The organism is Companilactobacillus musae, from assembly GCF_003967595.1.
Lineage (GTDB): Bacteria > Bacillota > Bacilli > Lactobacillales > Lactobacillaceae > Companilactobacillus > Companilactobacillus musae.
Genome location: NZ_BIFW01000001.1, coordinates 620317 through 638866, shown reverse-complemented (window position 1 = coordinate 638866; position 18550 = coordinate 620317). Strand labels below are relative to the sequence as shown.

Genomic DNA, 18550 nt, shown 5'->3' with positions numbered 1-18550 from the left:
GCTATTATGGAAAAAACAGTCTATCATTTTGTTGGAATTAAAGGAACAGGTATGAGTGCTTTGGCACTTATCCTAAAAGACCTCGGATATGAAGTTCAAGGATCAGATATTGATAAATATACATTTACTCAACGTGGACTTGAACAAGCAGGTATCAAAATCTTACCTTTTGATGAAAATAACATTCACGAAGGTTTGACAATTGTTAAAGGAAACGCTTTTAGCAATGATCAAGTAGAAATTAAAAAAGCTAATGATATGCATTTAACAGTTATTACATATCCAGAGCTTGTTGGTAAGTTAGTTTCAGAATATACATCAATTGGTATTGCCGGTTCACATGGTAAAACAAGTACAACTGGACTATTAGCTCATACACTAAGTGGAATTGCTAAGACATCATATTTAATTGGTGATGGTACTGGTAAGGGTATTAAGGATGCTAAGTTCTTTGTCTTTGAAGCTGATGAATATCGTCGTCATTTCTTATCATACGCACCAGATTACTTGATTATTACAAATATTGATTTTGACCATCCAGATTATTTCTTTGGTGGAATCAATGATGTTGTTGACGCTTTTGAATCAGAAGCTAGAAAGACTAAGAAGGGAATCTTCATCTGGGGTGAAGATAAGCATGCTAAGTCAATTCAAGCTGATACTCCAATTTATACTTATGGTTTAGATGAATCTGATTACATTCGTGCTACAAACATTAAACGTACTGTCAAAGGTTCATCATTCGACGTATCTATTGATGGTGAAAATATCGGTAATTTCCAAGTTCCATTGTTTGGTGAACATAATGTTTTGAATTCATTAGCTGTAATTGGTGTTGGTCATATGGAAAAACTTGATCACGCTTTGATCAATCGTGAATTACAAACATTTAGTGGTGTTAAAAGACGTTTCAGCGAAAAGAAAGTTGCTGACCAAGTTATCATTGATGACTATGCTCACCATCCACAAGAAATTAAGGCTACTATTGATGCTGCTAGACAAAAATATCCTGACAAGAAAATTGTCGCTGTCTTCCAACCACACACTTATACAAGAACTTTGGCCTTGATGGATGACTTTGCTAAATCACTTGATTTGGCAGATGAAGTTTACTTAACAAATATCTTTGGTTCAATTCGTGAAGCTCATGGAGATATTACAAGTAAAGATCTTGGCAATAAGATTCATAAGGGTGGTAATGTTCTAACACTTGATGATTTGTCACCATTATTGGATTACCATAATACAGTAATGATATTCATGGGTGCTGGAGATGTTCAAAAGTATGAAACAGCATACGAACAACTTTTAAGTACTTTGAATCCTAATCAACAATAAAAAATAATAAGGTATTTCGTTAGATTCACACGTAATGTGTTTCTAATGGAATACCTTTTTTTGTTTTTAGTATCTTAAAGTAATTTGAGAAAGACTGAAGCAATAATAACTGAAGCAACTGAAACGGTAGCAAAGCCACCAACTAACATCTTGGGTAGAATATTTTCTGTTAGATAAGCTTCTTCGTCTTCACTATGAGCAACTGTATGGCAAACCTCAGTGGTTAAAATAAAATCAGCTGGAAATCCAAATAGTGCTGTTAGTGAACATGCAAATGCCATTTCACGACTTAATCCAAAAGGTTTAGCAAGTAAGAATGAAGCAATGAACATACCTAGAATTCCTAAGAGAATCAAGACGATGATCTGAATGATAATTCCACCGATAACCTTAGGTGTAGTCAAACTCAATTGTTCGAAGATATAGGCAAGTAAACCATACATCAACCAGTTAAAAATTTTAGCCTTATCTAAAGCATTGGTCTCAATAAAGCCAATTTGATGGGCGATAACTCCAAAGACCAAACAGATAACGTTAGCGTTAATAACTCCATGGAGCAATGCTCCGACCCAATTAGCCAATAAAGCTACAATGGCAACTCGAGTAATAATAAAGACTGGCGTTTGAAATTGTGCTGACAAATTAAGAACAGGTTTTTCTTGTTCTTCAGAATTTTTGTGTTGGCGAACCATTTTAGAAGCTTCAGAATTAGGATCATTCTTTTGTGCCTGATAGATTCCAGAAAGACGTTTGCCTTCTTTTCTAAGTAAAACGGCAGTAAGGGGATATCCGATCATTGAATGCATGATAAACATTGAAACTGGCAAGGCAACTAGAGTAGTAATACCAGCAGCTTTTAAACCATTAGTCATTAATAATGCGGCGACGATTCCTCCAGTTAAAGGAGGGACTGCAGCAACGACAGTTTTCCAATCAAAGAAAAATGATCCAATAACTAAAGTGAACAATAGAGTACCACAGACACCTAATAGTGCTATACAAACAGCTTTCCATTGATTAAATAATTCCTTGAGATTCATTAGACTTCCCATTTGAACTAATAACAACGACATCGCAACACCAACAAATTGTGGAGTATACGAAGCTTGATTAACAATATTTTTAGGAAGAATTGTCCAGAAACCGATGGCAAAGAGCACGGCGGTGATGAAAATCGAAGGAACATAGGCCTTGGTGGCGGCGGATGCCCATTCACCAATTAACATAAAAATCATTACGATGGTGAAAGAAAATAAATAGGTCATAATATCGACCTCCTAAAAATTTATTCAATTCTTAAAGCAGAATTTATTCTATTTTTAGGAGCTAAGCAATTAATATACTTTTAATAATACGAAAAGTATATTTTTAATTAAAATAATTCTTATATTTTGAAAATTAAAATAATATCACTTAAACTCAGGTCAAAATGGTTTAGGAGGCAAGTTTATTATGCAAACTTTATATAAGAACTTTAGTTTATTCGATGGTGATAAACCTGAAATACAAAAAGATGCCTGGTTTATTGTTGATAGCAAGTCAGGTGAGATTATTAAATTAGGTTTTAAGGATGCCCCAGATGTTGAAAATGTTGTTGACTTGAAGAAAAAATACGTTATGCCAGGACTTATTAATTCTCATGTTCATCTAATGATGAACCCAATTACTAATAAACTAGAATATCTTTCAGAAGCTGAAGTAACTTTCACGGCCTTAAATAATCTAAAAGAGGCTTTAAAAGCAGGTGTAACATATGTAAGAGATTGCGGTTGTGCCTTTGATGTAGATATCAAATTGCGTCGTCTTCAAGAAGAAGGACAGTTGGGAGGAACCGAAATTGTTCCTTCAGGTCGTCCAATGTGTATAACTGGTGGACATGCTGATTTTACCGAAGGTCTTGATGGAGAAACAACTTGGGGAAATATTGTCGATTCTCCAGATGAAATGCGTCATGCAATTCGTAAAGAGTTCAAATTAGGTGCCAAGAATATTAAAGTTATGGCAACTGGTGGTGTTATGTCAGCAACCGATCAAATTGATGATGTGGAATTATCGCCAGAAGAGTTGAGCGTGGCGGTTGCTGAAGCACATACAAAGCATATGACAATTGCTGCTCATGCTGAAGGAGCTGCAGGAATTCATAGTGCTATTGTGGCTGGAGTGGATTCAATTGAGCATGGTTGTATGATCACCGATGAAGATATTGCCCTTTTGAATGACAAAAATATTTATATTACACCAACTATCATCGCCTCTTATGCGATAGCAACTGCTAAGGATGGTGATTTACCTGATTATATGATTACCAAAGCAAAAGGATTCTTAAAGATATTTTATAAGCGCATGGAAGCAGCTACTAAAGCAGGTGTTAAAATTTCCTTTGGAACTGATGCGGGGACACCATTCAATCGTTTTGCAGACATTCCTAAGGAATTAGAACTATTGACTGATGTAGGTGCTAGTAATGCTGAGGTTCTTTTGTCAGCAACTAAGAATAGTTCACATCTTTTGGGTATCGATGATAAGTACGGCTCACTTAAGGAAGGAAAGATAGCTGACTTTTTGGTACTTGATGATGATCCTTTGGCCGATGTTAAAGCCGTTCAACAAATTGATAAGCAAGTTTATAAAAAAGGTCAATTGGTTAAATAAGGGAATTAAATAATTTTATAAAAAATTCTAGCAAAAAATTTTAAATAATAGTAAAGTAAAAATAAAGAGTTGGGCTATGACAGAGCAAATTGTCATGGCCTTTTTTTATGAAAAGAGGTAAAAACGTGGAAGAAACAGTATCACTACGCGTTAAACTATCAATATTAGCAGTAGGATTACTATCGTTTACTGGTATTTTAATTGAAACGTCAATGAATGTTACCTTTCCAACTTTAGTGAAAGATTTGCAAGTTAGTTTAGGGACAGTTCAATGGCTAACGACTGGTTATTTGTTATTAACGACGATTGTAATGAGCACTACGGCATATATTTTAAAGAAATTTGATCCGTTAAAAATTTTTATCTTTGCGGTTGCTTGTTGTTTTATTGGGTCAATGATTTGTTTAGTAGCGCCGAATTTTCCGATTTTAATGGCAGGACGATTATTGCAGGCAATTGCTACCGGGTTGTCGACGCCTCTGATGTTTAGTTTAATATTTGAGGAAATACCATCATCTAAATTGGGACTTTATACAGGGTTAGCGGGAATAGTTATTTCTTTAGCTCCAGCTTTAGGACCTACGTATGGTGGCATTATTAATGGTATTTGGACTTGGAGAGAAATTTTTGTAGGCGTTTTGCCATTGATAATTTTATTATTTGTAATTGGAGTATTTTCAATTCACGGTAAAGCACGCGGAACTAAAGGGATTTCCTTTGACTATGGTAGTGTTATTGGATTAGCTGTGATTTTTTCAGTGATTCTTTTTACTTTTGATCAGGCCGGTCGATACGGTTGGACGTCAGCACAGTTTTTATTATGGATCATTGTTTCATTAGTGATATTTGGGATTTTTGTGTGGTATAACCGTAAGAGTCAACGACAATTGATTGATTTTTCGATTTTAAAAAAACCGGTTTTACGATTAAGATTATTTAGCTATTTTAGTTTGCAATTTATTAACATTGGATTGTCGTTTGTTTTACCGATTTTTGCGCAGACAGTTTTGAAAATGAATTCAGCACAAGCCGGATTAATGCTTTTGCCGGGTTCGCTTTTGGGAGCAATCGTAGGACCAATTGCAGGTTATCTTTACGATAAAAGAGGTGCGGCGATTCCCCTGATTACTAGTGGGATTTTAATTACTTTAGGATCGGCCGCTTTTTGGATTAAAAGTGAAAGTTTGACTTTGATGAGTATTACTTTGATATATTTAATAATCAGAATCGGTTTTAATTTTGGTTTCGGAGCGTCATTGTCAGACGGGAGTATGCAGGTTACAGGATCTAGCAAGTCTGATCAAAATTCGCTTTTCAGTATGATGCAACAATATGCGGGCTCATTAGGAACCAATATCTTGTCAGTGGTTATTTCGGCCGTTGCCTTAACAGGATCTAGGAATGAAGTTTTGAATACTATTGCAGGTACAAAAATTGACTTTGCTCTTTTGACTGTTTTATCATTATTAGTACTTATCTCTGTAATTTATGTCTATTTTAGATATGAAAAGAAGAATAATTAGTGAGAAGTCTTGATTCCACTGGAATCTAGGCTTTTTTAGTCTTTGTGAAACTGTTACAAAGAGCTGTGATTTGTTAAAATAAGATTAGTTAATTCGGTTTTATTGGAGAATATATGTCAAAAAATAAAAAGTTACTTTTAATAGATGGAAATAGTGTTTCGTTTCGAGCATTTTTTGCGATGCATAACGTTCTAGATAAATTTGTGAATGGCGATGGTATCCATACAAACGCCTTATACGCCTTCAATAATATGTTGGAAATCATTTTAAAGGATGAGGCGCCAACGCATGCTTTGGTTGCTTTTGATGCTGGTAAGACAACTTTTAGAACTAAGATGTTTGATGATTATAAAGGTACACGTGCTAAGACTCCTCAGGAGTTAATGGAGCAATTGCCTTTGATCCAAGAATTGTTGAATGATCGTGGTATTAAAACATATGAGTTGCCAGATTATGAGGCCGACGATATTATCGGAACTATGTCACAGAAAGCCGAAAAAGAAGGCATGGACGTTACCATTATTACCGGTGATCGAGATTTGACGCAATTGGTAACAGATAAGGTCACTGTAAAGGTTAATGTTAAAGGCGTTACTGAAACAGAAAGCTACACTCCAGAACATGTGCAAGAAAAATTGGGCATTACACCTAAGCAGATTATTGATATGAAGGGATTAATGGGTGATAATTCAGATCATTATCCTGGAGTTGAAAAGGTCGGCGAAAAGACTGCTATTAAATTGATTAATCAGTATGGCAGTGTTGAAGGTATTTATGATCATGTTGATGAAATGAAGAAAAGCAAGTTAAAAGAACATTTGATCAACGACAAAGATAAGGCTATTTTGAGTAAAAAACTAGCAACAATTGATCTTGATGCTCCAGTAGAGGTTAGTCTGGGTGATCTTGAATATCATGGTGACAATCAAGAAGAGTTGATGCAATTTTATCAAAAAATGGATTTTAAAACCTTTTTGAATCGAATGGATGTCCCTCAAGAAAATACTGCTGAAGACTTGGCTGATATTGAAGTTCATACTTTAGATGAAGCAGCAATTGAGAAAATCAATGCTAGTGATAAAGCTCATACTTTAATAGTTGAAGGTTTTGGCGAGAATTATCATACAGCACCGATTATTGGACTTTTGATTTCTGATGGCAAAGAGTTTTTCGGTACCGATGATATTTCAATTCTAGAGAATGATCAGTTGAAAAATTGGCTGGCTGATGATACCAAAGAGAAGTATCTTTTTGATAATAAACGAACGATTGCTTTATTACATCGTTATGGCTGTAAAATTTCCGGTATCAGTTTTGACATGTTGTTGGTAGCATATTTGCTTGATACTAATGATAATAAGCAAGATATTGGTTTAGTTGCAAAGAATTATAATGTTAACTTACCTACTGAAGAGGAGTTTTATGGTAAAGGGGTCAAAAAAGCTGTTCCAGAAGACAATAAACTTTTACTGAATTTCTTAGCTCAAAAGGCCCAAGTGATTTTTGAATTAAAAGAAAAGATGATGTCAGAATTAAAAGATAATGATCAAGATAGTCTTTATGATGAAATTGAATTACCATTGTCTAATGTTTTGGCTGAAATGGAAATCAAGGGTATCACAGTTGAAGTGTCGAAGTTAAAGGAAATGGAAAATACTTTTGCCACACGTTTAGCAGAGATTGAACAAAAGATTTATCAAGAAGCAGGTAAGGAATTTAATATTAATTCCCCTAAACAATTGGGAGTAGTATTATTTGAAGATTTGAAATTGCCAGTTGTTAAAAAGACTAAGACAGGATATTCAACTTCAGTCGATGTTTTGGAAAAATTAAAAGATAAATCACCAGTTGTTCAAATGGTTTTAGATTATCGTCAAATTTCTAAGATTCAATCAACTTATGTAGTTGGTCTTCAAAAATTTGTACAACCAGATAACAAGATTCACACTATTTATTTGCAAACTTTGACCCAAACAGGACGTTTATCATCAATTGAGCCTAATTTACAAAACATTCCAATTAGAATTGATGAAGGTAAACAAATTAGAAAGGCTTTTGTACCACAACATGAAGATTGGGAGATTTTCTCAGCTGATTATTCACAAGTGGAATTGCGTGTATTAGCCCACATCTCTGGGGATGAACATATGCAAGAGGCCTTTAATGAAGACTATGATATCCATGCTCATACAGCAATGAGAATTTTTGGTTTGAATAGTACTGATGAAGTAACTCCTAACATGCGACGTCAAGCTAAAGCAACTAATTTTGGAATAGTTTACGGTATTAGTGATTATGGCTTGTCACAAAATATTGGTATTAGTCGTAAACAAGCGGCAGCTTTTATTGATTCATACTTTGAACAGTACCCAGGTGTTAAAAAGTATATGGATGATATTGTCAAATATGCGCGTGAGAATGGTTATGTTGAAACGATAATGCATCGTCGCCGCTATTTGCCAGATATCCATTCTAGTAATTTTAATGTTCGCAACTTTGCTAAACGTACAGCAATGAATACTCCTATTCAAGGTAGCGCTGCCGACATTATTAAAGTGGCAATGATCAATATGCAGAAGATGTTAGTTAAGGAAAATCTTCAGACCAATTTACTTTTACAAGTACATGATGAAATGATATTTGAGGCTCCTAAATCAGAGATTGAAACTCTAGAAAAATTAGTACCGAGTGTTATGGATTCAGCTGTTAAACTAGATGTTCCTTTGAAGGTTGAAACAGCTCATGGTAAGACTTGGTATGAAGCAAAATAGGTGATAATATGCCAGAGATGCCAGAAGTAGAAACAGTTAGACGAGGGTTAATAGCCCAAGTTAAGGGACACAAAATAATGAACGTTGAGATTCGTTATCCTGATTTGATTACAGGCGACGTAAATCAATTTATTGAGTTTACAACCGGAGCTACTATTACTGATATTGGTCGTCGAGCAAAGTTTTTGTTGATTCATTTGGATAATGGTTATACAATTATTAGTCATTTGCGAATGGAAGGTCGTTATCGTATTTCGGCTGACCCAAGTGCAATTGATAAACATTCTCACGCTATTTTTACATTAGATAATGGTAAAAAGATGATTTATAACGATGTTCGTAAATTTGGTCGAATGCAGCTATGGAATACTGACCAATTGGAAGAGAATAAGTCGATCAAAAAACTTGGTCCAGAACCATTGTCAGCTGCATTTACTTTTACAAACTTGAAACCAAGGATAATGCGTCATCATAAAGATATCAAAACGGTTTTATTAGACCAATCAGTGATGAGTGGTCTAGGTAATATCTATGTCGATGAAGTGCTTTGGAAAGTTAAAATTCATCCAGAAACTCCGGCTAACCATCTAAGTGATGAAGATATTCAAAATATTATTGAAACCTCTAATCAGGAAATGAAAACTGCTATTGAAGCTGGTGGCTCAACAGTTCGTTCTTACATTGATGCTACTGGACACAAGGGGAATATGCAGAACAGTTTAAAAGTCTATGGAAAAGAGGGGACACCTTGTCCGAGATGCGGAACTGAGATTGAAAAAATCAAAGTTGGTGGTCGTGGAACGCATTTTTGTCCAAAGTGTCAAGTTGTGAAATGAGTAAAATTTATGGTTTAACTGGTGGAATTGCTGCTGGTAAATCAACTATTTTGGATTTTTTTAAAACGTTTGGCTGTAAGGTTTATGATGCTGATCAAGTGGCCCGTCAAATAGTTGAACCAGGAACAATTGGTCTACAAAGAATAATTGAACAATTTGGTTCAGAAGTAGTTTTAGAAGACGGAACTTTGAATCGTTCAAAACTAGGCTCAATAGTTTTTGGGGATGCTAAAAAATTACAGGCATTAAACAAGATCACTCGACCAATTATTAAAGAACAAATATTAAAAATTATAAATGAAACTAAAAAGTCCTCAGACAAGGAAATCTCAATTTTTGAAATTCCATTATTGTTTGAGGGGAATTATCAGCAATATTTTGACGGCGTGATTACAGTTTATGTTGAACCTGAAGTGCAGTTGTACCGTTTAATGAAACGTAACAATTTAACAAAAGAGGTTGCAATGAATCGCATTAATTCTCAGATGTCAATGGACGAGAAACGCTCAAGAGCAGATTTTGTAATTGATAATTCAGGTGATTTGACGCATTTGGCTGATGAATTCGATCGATTGATCGTGCAACTTTAATTTAGAAAAGAGGTTGGAATCTTGATTTGTCCACATTGTCATCATGATTCATCCAAAGTTATTGACAGTCGTCCCAGTGATGAAGGACGTGCTATTAGAAGACGTCGTGAGTGTGAATACTGCGGTACTAGATTTACGACATTTGAAAGATTAGAAAAGTCACCGCTCTTAGTAGTTAAAAAGAACGGTAATCGTGAAGAATTCAGTCGTGAGAAGCTATTGCGTGGTATTGTACGTGCGGCTGAAAAGCGTCCTGTTACTATGGACCAAATGAATGATATCGTTGATAAAGTTGAAAATGAAATCAGGGCAACTGGTGAGAGTGAAGTTCGTTCACAGATCATTGGTGAACATGTCATGAAGATTTTAGCTAAAGTTGATGATGTTACGTATATTCGTTTTGCCAGTGTCTACCGAGAATTTAAGGACATGAATAGTTTCATGCAAGAAGTTCAAGAGATGATGGCGAACGGCAAGAAAATTGACAAAAAATAAGAGGTGGGCCAGTGTCTACAAGTAATTTTGGATCAGAAAAGTTTACACCCTTAGTAGGCTATTGGTGTTTGCCAAGTGGTCATCTCAATGATGATGATCGTCATGTTCTAACCGATTTGTATTTACCCATTTTGGGTACTGAGTCATTTAGTTTGTATCTTTTATTATGGGAGAAGTTACCGAATAAGCAGTTAGTTACTCAACGCAAGAGCCACGCTGAATTGATGAGCCTTTTAGGAATTGATTTAAAACGTTTTTATGAAGCCCGAATTAAGGCTGAAGCTTTAGGTTTGATTAGAACTTTTGAAAAAAAAGATGATCTTGGCCCCTACTATGTATATCAGCTATTTGAACCCTTATTACCAGATGATTTCTTTAAGGATGATTTGATGAGTATCTTTTTGTATGAGCAAGTGGGCGAGAGTAAATATCGTTTATTGGCTGATAAATATGCTCATTCAGATTTGATTTTGAAAGATTCACAGGAAGTTACAAAGGATTTCTTAGAGGTCTTTCAGTTAAGTAATAGTGATTTGATTAATACACCGACAGAAGTAAAAAATGCTCAAGGTAATTTCACCAGTTCATCTACCCCTAAGAAACCAGCTTTAAGTGAGCAAGAAGTTCCCCAACTAGATTGGGAGTTGATTTCTGATCGGATACAGCAGTTATTTAAGATTCATCCAGACAATCTTTTGGAGAATCAAGAATTAATTTTGAATTTACACGCTTTTTACGGTCTGGATGAAATAACTCTGATTGATTTGATTGGTAAAACTTGCGATATCGTTAATAATAAAATTGACCCTGATCGTCTGAAAAAATCTGTTCAAGACCGATTTGAAAAAAATGCTAACATTTCGGTTAAACAACAAGCATCTATAACGCAAACGGATGAAACGCCAACGACAAATATGAATCGTTCAGATCAATTGATTTTGAAACAGGCTAAATCAATGACCCCGGCCGATTTTCTGGCTGCACAAAAACAAAAGAGTGGCGGCTTTACAGGGACTGTTGAGTCAAGGGCTTTGCGTGATATGGCAATGAAGTCATACTTGCCTGCTTCGGTTTTGAATATTATGGTGTACTATATTTTACAAAATTCACCAACTTTAACATTGCCATTGATGGAAACTATGGCAAATGATTGGCAGCAAAATGATGTTCAAACTCCTGAGCAAGCTTTGCAAAGAATCAACGACTTTCAAAATAAACCGCGTAATCCCAAACGCCGTTATAACAACAATAAAAATCGTAAAGTTGAACAGGCAACTGATTGGACTAAAGTGAAAGCAAAAGTTCCAAACCAGCAAGGTTCTAAAGACGGTCGCAATGAATTGCAGGATCGACTAAAACGATTAAGAAATAAGGATAATTAAGCATGGAAAATTTAGGAAACAGACTGGCAGAATATTTAAATTCAAAGAATTTGACGGAGGATTATCGCCGTCTACTTAATGGTGCCTTGAAAGATCCCGATGTACAGAAGTTTTTGAAGGACAACAGCGATTCAATAAATCCTAATGCTATCTCTACCAGTGCTGCTAGTATTTATGAATTTTATAATAACAAAAACCATGCCAGTGAATTGTCACGAGGTTATTACCCTAAGTTGATTGTTAATAATCATAATATTGAAGTTGCTTATTATCCTAATGAGAGAACTCAAAATCGAGAAAAACGTTCACAATATGAAACTGGTTTTGTGTTGATGGATATGCCATCAGACATAAGACAGGCAAAATTAGATGATTATAGCGGACAGGGACGTCAAGAGGCCTTGAGTAAGGCTCTGGATTTTATTGACAATTATTTGAATCAAAAGGGATTCGTACCTGGTTTATATTTGGCCGGAGATTTTGGGGTAGGTAAGACATACTTGCTTGGAGCAATTGCTAATGAATTATTTAAACATGATGTGCATACGACGATGATGCACTTTCCGACTTTTGCGGTCGAAATGAAAAATTCTATTGGTTCAAATAGTGTTTTGGCAAAAGTTAATAAAATCAAAGGTGCAGAGATTTTGATGTTGGATGATATTGGAGCTGATTCGATGTCAAGTTGGATCAGAGATGAAGTTTTGGGAGTTATTTTGCAATATCGAATGCAGGAAAACTTGCCAACCTTTTTCTCTTCCAATTTTTCAATGAAAGAATTGGAAAAACACCTTGCCATCAATCAAAGAGGCGAAGAAGAACCCGTTAAAGCTAAGCGGATCATGGAGCGAGTTAAGTACCTTTCTCGCGAGGTTATTGTCAGTGGTCCCAATAGAAGATTTGAAAAATAACTTGCATTCTCGAAAAATTAATGTTTCAATAAAGCCATGAAAGATAACACTTCGGTTCTATTCAGGGAGGGTACGATTACTGAAAGCTTACCCATTACTGGAGTTACCACTTTCACATAAAACTGTATAATGGTCGGTTACTTTATAACCAAATGAGAGAAAACTGTTATTTGTTGTACAGTTTTAAAGTGGGTGGAACCGCGTAGAAAATACGTCCCTGAAGTATGCACATATCAAAAGATATGGATATACTTCAGGGACGTATTTTTTTGTTATCAAATTTTAGGAGGAAATAGTCTATGTCAAAAATCAAGTTAACATTCCCAGATGATTCAGTTAAGGAGTTTGACGAAGGCACAACTACACTAGACGTTGCTAAATCAATTAGTACATCACTAGGTAAAAAAGCTGTTGCTGGTAAACTAAACGACACTTTAGTTGATCTTGAACGTCCAATTAAACAAGATGCTAAGATTGAAATTATCTCAGCTGAAGATAAAGAAGATGCTCAAAAGGTACTAAGAAATACTGCCGCATTGGTATTTGCAGCTGCTGCTAAGAATTTTAAAGAAGATCTTCATTTTGGTGAAAAACAAGCCAATGATGATGGCTTCTATGTTGATACTGATAGCAAGTCAGGTCAAATCAGTGTTGATGAATTGAAAGAAATCACTGCTATGATGAATAAAATCATCAAAAACAATGACAAGATCGAAAGATCAATGATGGACAAGAAAGATCTTGAAGCAATGTTCAAGGATGATCCTTACAAGTCATCATTAGTTGCTGCTATCGAATCAGTTCAAATTCCTGTTTATACTTTGGATGGTTTTGTTGACTTTGGTTATGATGCTGTTCTTACAAACCTTAAAGCTTTGAAACATTTCGAATTACTTTCAGTTGCTGGTGCTTATTGGCAAGGTAAATCAAGTAACCCAATGCTTCAAAGAATTTATGGTACTGCCTTCTATAAGGAAGATGGCCTAAAAGCTGATCTTAAACGTCGTGCAGAAATCAAAGAACGTGACCACAGAACTATTGGCCGTGATCTTGACTTGTTCTTCGTTGATCCAGAAGTTGGAGCTGGTCTTCCATACTGGATGCCAAATGGTGCTACTATCCGTCGTGTCATTGAAAGATACATTATTGACAAGGAAGTTGCTTGGGGTTACCAACACGTTTATACACCAATTCTTATGAACTTAAATGCTTATAAGACTTCAGGTCACTGGGCACATTATCGTGAAGACATGTTCCCACCAATGGACATGGGTGATGGCGAAATGCTTGAACTTCGTCCTATGAACTGTCCTTCACATATTCAAATTTATAACCACCACAATCGTTCATACAGAGATCTTCCATTGCGTATCGCTGAACTTGGTATGATGCACAGATATGAAAAATCAGGTGCATTGTCAGGTCTACAACGTGTTCGTGAAATGACTCTAAATGATGGTCACACATTCGTTGCTCTTGATCAAATTCAAGAAGAATTCAAACGTACACTACAATTGATGGTTGAAGTTTATAAAGACTTTGATATCAATGATTATACATTCCGTCTAAGTTATCGTGATCCTGCTAATACAGAGAAGTACTTTGATGATGATGAAATGTGGAACAGATCACAATCAATGCTTAAAGCCGCTATGGATGATCTTGGCTTGAAGTACTATGAAGCTGAAGGTGAAGCTGCTTTCTATGGTCCAAAGCTTGATGTTCAAACAAAGACAGCTCTTGGTAACGAAGAAACATTATCAACTATCCAATTAGACTTCATGCAACCAGAGAAGTTCCAACTAACATATGTTGGTGCTGATGGTAAAGATCACAGACCTGTTATGATTCACCGTGGGATTGTTTCAACAATGGAAAGATTTATTGCTTACCTAATTGAAATTTACAAGGGTGCATTCCCAACATGGTTGGCTCCTACACAAGTTCGTATCATTCCTGTTAACCAAAAACTTCATACAGAATATGCTAACCACGTTCTTTCAGAATTACGTGCTAAGAATATTCGTGCTGAAATTGATGACCGCGATGAGAAGATGGGTTACAAGATTCGTGACGCTCAAACAATGAAGGTTCCATACACAGTTGTTATCGGTGATGAAGAAGCTAAGAATGCTACTGTATCAGTAAGAAAATATGGTGAAGATGATTCCGCAGCTGAAAATGCTAAGATGTTTGTAAGTTCAGTTGTTGCTGATATCGCTAACTTTAGTCGTAAAGATGTTACTGATAAAGCTAATAACTAGTAAAAATATAAAAGTTCTTATAATTGGTCAGACGCCAACTATAAGAACTTTTTTTATTTGGTCGAGAAGTTAAGCGGTGTTTTTCCACCATCTTGGATTTGAAGGGGAATGGAACCTTTACCACTAGCCAATATTTTTCCAGTCACAGTCATATTATTGACAATTCCGCCGGTTTCAACGTTATAGCTGGCTACGGAATTACCCTTAGTCTGAATATTGCCGTTGACTTCGATTTTGGCAACTAAACCACCAGTTTTAATACTCAAAGCATAAGCTGGTAATTCAACAATAATGCCTTTTACCAATGAGTTTCCAACCTCACCGTGAGTTACGATTCCGCCATCGAAAACTAAGTGACCGACTTTTTTAGAAATTTGAACACCAATTGAGCCATCGCCAAAGGTCATAATTGATGAAAAGTGTCCTTCTTCTAAAGTTCCATCATATTGATTGTAGCCACGAGCACCAAGTCCAAACGTTTCAATAGGGGCCTGAGCGTTGAATGATTTAACAATTCCAAAGTTAACGAAACCAATGCCGGATGGTCCATAAGAAGTTATCGGTCCATAAACGTTCCAATCATCAACAGCACCCCAAGCATCAAGAACCATATCGTTAACACCATAAGTTGTTGTTTCACCATTTTGGATTACTTTTTTAGCATGAGCACCGTTGACAATAAAGACCGCTCCGGTAATAATATCCGCAACGCCCATTGGAATTTTACCAGTGGAATAAACGTCATTGGTATCTAAATCATCTATTTCAACCCGACCTCCTTTATCGCCAGCTCCAGCAATGAAGATTCCTGAACCAATAACAGGTGCATTTTTGAGTCCAATGGAAATTTTCTTAGCACTGACAGTTATTAAACTATTAGGATCAGGATTCAAATTATAAATAGTTAAGGCTCCTTGAAGAACATTGACACCATATTTCTGTGGTTGTTCTAGGTAACTTCTTGTATCGGCAGATAGAATATGAACATTCTTGAAATTTAAAAAGGTATTATCTAACTTAGATTTAGAAAGAAACGAGAATTGACCGGTTAATTCTAGATTTTCAAAATTAAAAGCACCAAGATCTTCTATGTAATTAGTATTGAAGATGGAACGGTGGTTTGTGGGAACATGAATGATTAAATTTTCAAGTCGATTATTAGCAGTCAAACCAATACCATCGCTATCTTGAAACATTAGAATAGGTAAGGATGCATCCTCTTGAGGTTTACCCAAAATCGCGGTATTACTAGGTAGCGTTATCGAATGTGTTAGCATCATACTTCGAGATATATAGATATTTTCTTCTTGTGCAGCAAGGGCTTGAACGAATTCTTGAGGGTTATTTACTTCTACCATTGATATCACTCCTTAATGTTTAAACATCTTAATTAAATTAAAGAGCGTTTTAGATTATTTGTCCAAAAAAATGCTTTTCTTCCTAATATAAAAGGATTTTTTAAGTGTAACTGTTCTTTTTCATCTTGAACAAAATCAATTTGCTTTTTTATTATTTCAACAGAATCATCTGAGCTATATCGGTTAATTTTAGTTTCGATTTCAAAAAGGTTTCTTTCAAGAATCCGCTGTTTTTTTAAAACATTTTCTTTATGTTGATTCAACATTTTTTTGCGTTGGTCAATTGTTGAAATACCCCGCATACATAGGTCAATATAAGTTTTGATGTCCTTGATAGGCATATCAGTATTTTTTAAACAACAAATTGTTTTGATAAATCCAAAATCTGATTTTGAAAAAATTCGATAACCGGAAGTATTTTTAGAAACAAATGGTAATAGTCCTTTTTTGTCATAATAACGAATGGTAGAAATTGGTAAATTGAAATAGGTGGCAACTTCCTTGATAGAATAAGTTTTTTTCATAAAAATTCCTCTTTTGTTATTGCTATGAACTATGGTTTAGGGTTTAAAGTGATGATAATCAATTAATAAATTAAGTGCAAGTGTGAGGAATATAGTTATGAAAAAAGTTTTAGTTACAGGCGGAACAGGCTTTTTAGGATTAAGGTTGATTTTACAATTGTTAAATGATGGTTACGATGTCAGAACAACAATTAGAAAAATGAGTGGAATTGATAGGATCAAAAAAGTATTAATAACATATAATGTTAAGAATTTAAAACATCTTTCTTTTATTGAGGCTGATCTTTCTCAAGATACTAATTGGTATCAGGCTATGAATGACCGTGAGGTTGTTTTTAGTGTTGCATCGCCAGTTTTTTTTGAAAAGGTTAATGATGAGTCGCAGGCAATTAAACCTGCTTTAGATGGAATTTTAAGAATTTTAAAGTTTGCTAACGCAAGTAAAGTTAAACGCGTGATAATGACCTCGAACTTTGGTGCAGTTGGTTTTAGTAAAAAAGACGGACTAACAACGGAAAATGATTGGACTGATAAAAATGAAAACGGACTGTCAGTTTATGAAAAATCAAAGTTATTAGCTGAAGAGGCTGCCTGGAAATATATAAATAGTTCTGATGTCGATTTGGAATTTGTGACCATTAATCCAGTAGCTATTTTTGGACCCTCATTAGATGCGCATGTTTCTGGTAGCTTTGATTTATTAAAAGAAATACTGAATGGTAAGAAAATGCCAAATTTACCATTGAATGTTGTTGATGTCAGGGATGTTGTAGATATTGAGATTAGAGCAATGGAAGTTAAATCTGCAAGTATGCAAAGGTTCATTGCTAGTGCTGATGGTCAAATATCAATGCAGCAAATTGCCAAGTTGATAAAAGAAAATTATCCAGATTTGAATCAAAGAATAGCTCGAGGCTTGTTGCCTAATTGGTTAATAACTATGGCATCATTATTTAATTCCAAGGCCAAAGAAGGTAAATTAATGATTAAAATGAATCGTAATGTCAGCAATCAGCACGCAAAAAAAGTTCTTGAATGGCAACCAATAGCCAATAATCAACAAGCAGTGATGTCAGCGATAGATAGTTTAATTAAATATGAGTTGGTTTAAGGATTAATAATTGTTTAAAGTAATGAAATGTGTTAAGTTATTTATATTGTTTTTAACATTCCTATAACAAAAAACGTCAAGTTATATTGACAGATAAAGAAAATATTGTTATAGTTTATAACTGTTGAGATTAAGCAGAAGCGCCCGCTTCTCACCTATGCATTCGCCTCTAGGTTAATACGATTACGTAGATAATATAGTGGGCATGCTTGTGCAGCCTGCTTTTTTTGTGGGCCAAATTACTCCGGAGGTGACTACTCATAGCAAGAGAATTATTATTAAATGATCAAATACGTGCGAAAGAAGTTAGATTGATCGCTGAAAATGGGGATCAAGTTGGTGTTAAGCCAACCGCAGAAGCTAAAAGATTAGCCGAAGCAGCTAATATGGACCTAGTTCTAATGTCACCAGGTGCTAAACCACCTGTTGCCAGAATTATGGATTATGGTAAATATAAGTTTGATCTTCAAAAGAAAGATCGTGAAGCACGTAAAAAACAAAAAACTGTTAGTCTTAAAGAAGTGCGTTTAAGTCCAACTATTGAAGCAAATGATTTCAATACAAAACTTAATAACGCTCGTAAGTTCTTAGCTAAAGGTGATAAGGTCAAAGTTTCTCTTCGCTTTAAGGGTAGAGCGATTACTCATAAAGAGATAGGTAAGGAAGTCTTAGACCGTGTTGCTGAACAGACTAAGGATGTTGCTACGGTAACAACTAGACCTAAGATGGACGGTCGTAGTATGTTTTTAATGCTTGATCCAATTAACGCCAAAGATAACAAAAAGAAGAAATAGT

At 35.2% G+C, this 18550-nt stretch carries 15 protein-coding genes; 12 read left to right on the top strand and 3 right to left on the bottom strand.

Annotated elements, in window-relative coordinates; all coding sequences use genetic code 11:
• Positions 1–6 precede the first annotated feature (6 nt).
• Entirely contained in the window at positions 7–1338 is a 1332-nt protein-coding gene (gene murC / locus LAB100_RS03150) for a UDP-N-acetylmuramate--L-alanine ligase (protein ID WP_119325977.1), read from the top strand.
• Positions 1339–1412: 74 nt separating this feature from the next.
• Here murC and LAB100_RS03145 read toward each other — a convergent pair whose 3' ends face one another.
• Positions 1413–2603 (bottom strand): hypothetical protein, encoded by a 1191-nt coding sequence (locus tag LAB100_RS03145; RefSeq protein ID WP_119325978.1) that lies wholly within the window; start codon positions 2601–2603, stop codon positions 1413–1415.
• A 187-nt stretch (positions 2604–2790) separates the two neighbouring features.
• Here LAB100_RS03145 and LAB100_RS03140 point away from each other — a divergent pair, with 187 nt between their 5' ends.
• The 9 genes from LAB100_RS03140 (at position 2791) to thrS (ending at position 14762) form a co-directional block, all read left to right on the top strand.
• Entirely contained in the window at positions 2791–3990 is a 1200-nt protein-coding gene (locus LAB100_RS03140; protein WP_119325979.1) for a metal-dependent hydrolase family protein, read from the top strand.
• Positions 3991–4097: 107 nt separating this feature from the next.
• Positions 4098–5513: an MFS transporter gene (locus LAB100_RS03135; RefSeq protein WP_119325980.1), complete on the top strand. Its 1416-nt coding sequence runs from the start codon at positions 4098–4100 to the stop codon at positions 5511–5513.
• Between the two features lie 113 nt (positions 5514–5626).
• Positions 5627–8284 carry a DNA polymerase I gene (gene polA, locus LAB100_RS03130; protein WP_119325981.1) on the top strand — a complete coding sequence of 886 codons (2658 nt, stop codon included), beginning with the start codon at positions 5627–5629 and terminating at the stop codon, positions 8282–8284.
• A gap of 8 nt (positions 8285–8292) precedes the next feature.
• Positions 8293–9120 carry a DNA-formamidopyrimidine glycosylase gene (mutM, locus tag LAB100_RS03125; RefSeq protein WP_119325982.1) on the top strand — a complete coding sequence of 276 codons (828 nt, stop codon included), beginning with the start codon at positions 8293–8295 and terminating at the stop codon, positions 9118–9120.
• On the top strand, positions 9117–9710 hold the full coding sequence (coaE, locus tag LAB100_RS03120; protein WP_119325983.1) for a dephospho-CoA kinase: 594 nt from the start codon (positions 9117–9119) through the stop codon (positions 9708–9710). The genes mutM and coaE overlap by 4 nt, the downstream gene beginning before the upstream one ends.
• Positions 9711–9731: 21 nt before the next feature.
• Positions 9732–10205 carry a transcriptional regulator NrdR gene (gene nrdR, locus LAB100_RS03115; RefSeq protein WP_119325984.1) on the top strand — a complete coding sequence of 158 codons (474 nt, stop codon included), beginning with the start codon at positions 9732–9734 and terminating at the stop codon, positions 10203–10205.
• Positions 10206–10216: 11 nt separating this feature from the next.
• Positions 10217–11587 (top strand): DnaD domain protein, encoded by a 1371-nt coding sequence (locus tag LAB100_RS03110; RefSeq protein ID WP_119325985.1) that lies wholly within the window; start codon positions 10217–10219, stop codon positions 11585–11587.
• Between the two features lie 2 nt (positions 11588–11589).
• Positions 11590–12498 carry a primosomal protein DnaI gene (dnaI, locus tag LAB100_RS03105; RefSeq protein WP_119325986.1) on the top strand — a complete coding sequence of 303 codons (909 nt, stop codon included), beginning with the start codon at positions 11590–11592 and terminating at the stop codon, positions 12496–12498.
• 299 nt (positions 12499–12797) lie between these two features.
• On the top strand, positions 12798–14762 hold the full coding sequence (thrS, locus tag LAB100_RS03100; RefSeq protein WP_119325987.1) for a threonine--tRNA ligase: 1965 nt from the start codon (positions 12798–12800) through the stop codon (positions 14760–14762).
• A 53-nt stretch (positions 14763–14815) separates the two neighbouring features.
• Here the strand turns inward: thrS and LAB100_RS03095 are convergent, their stop codons facing one another.
• Both LAB100_RS03095 and LAB100_RS03090 read right to left on the bottom strand, forming a co-directional pair.
• Entirely contained in the window at positions 14816–16120 is a 1305-nt protein-coding gene (locus LAB100_RS03095; RefSeq protein ID WP_119325988.1) for a hypothetical protein, read from the bottom strand.
• 32 nt (positions 16121–16152) lie between these two features.
• Positions 16153–16644, bottom strand: coding sequence for a MerR family transcriptional regulator (locus tag LAB100_RS03090; protein ID WP_119325989.1), 492 nt, complete (start codon positions 16642–16644; stop codon positions 16153–16155).
• Positions 16645–16741: 97 nt separating this feature from the next.
• On the opposite strand from LAB100_RS03090, the gene LAB100_RS03085 reads away from it, so the two are divergent.
• Positions 16742–17755: an NAD-dependent epimerase/dehydratase family protein gene (locus LAB100_RS03085; RefSeq protein ID WP_119325990.1), complete on the top strand. Its 1014-nt coding sequence runs from the start codon at positions 16742–16744 to the stop codon at positions 17753–17755.
• A gap of 260 nt (positions 17756–18015) precedes the next feature.
• Entirely contained in the window at positions 18016–18549 is a 534-nt protein-coding gene (gene infC / locus LAB100_RS03080) for a translation initiation factor IF-3 (RefSeq protein WP_119325991.1), read from the top strand.
• Position 18550: the final 1 nt, after the last annotated feature.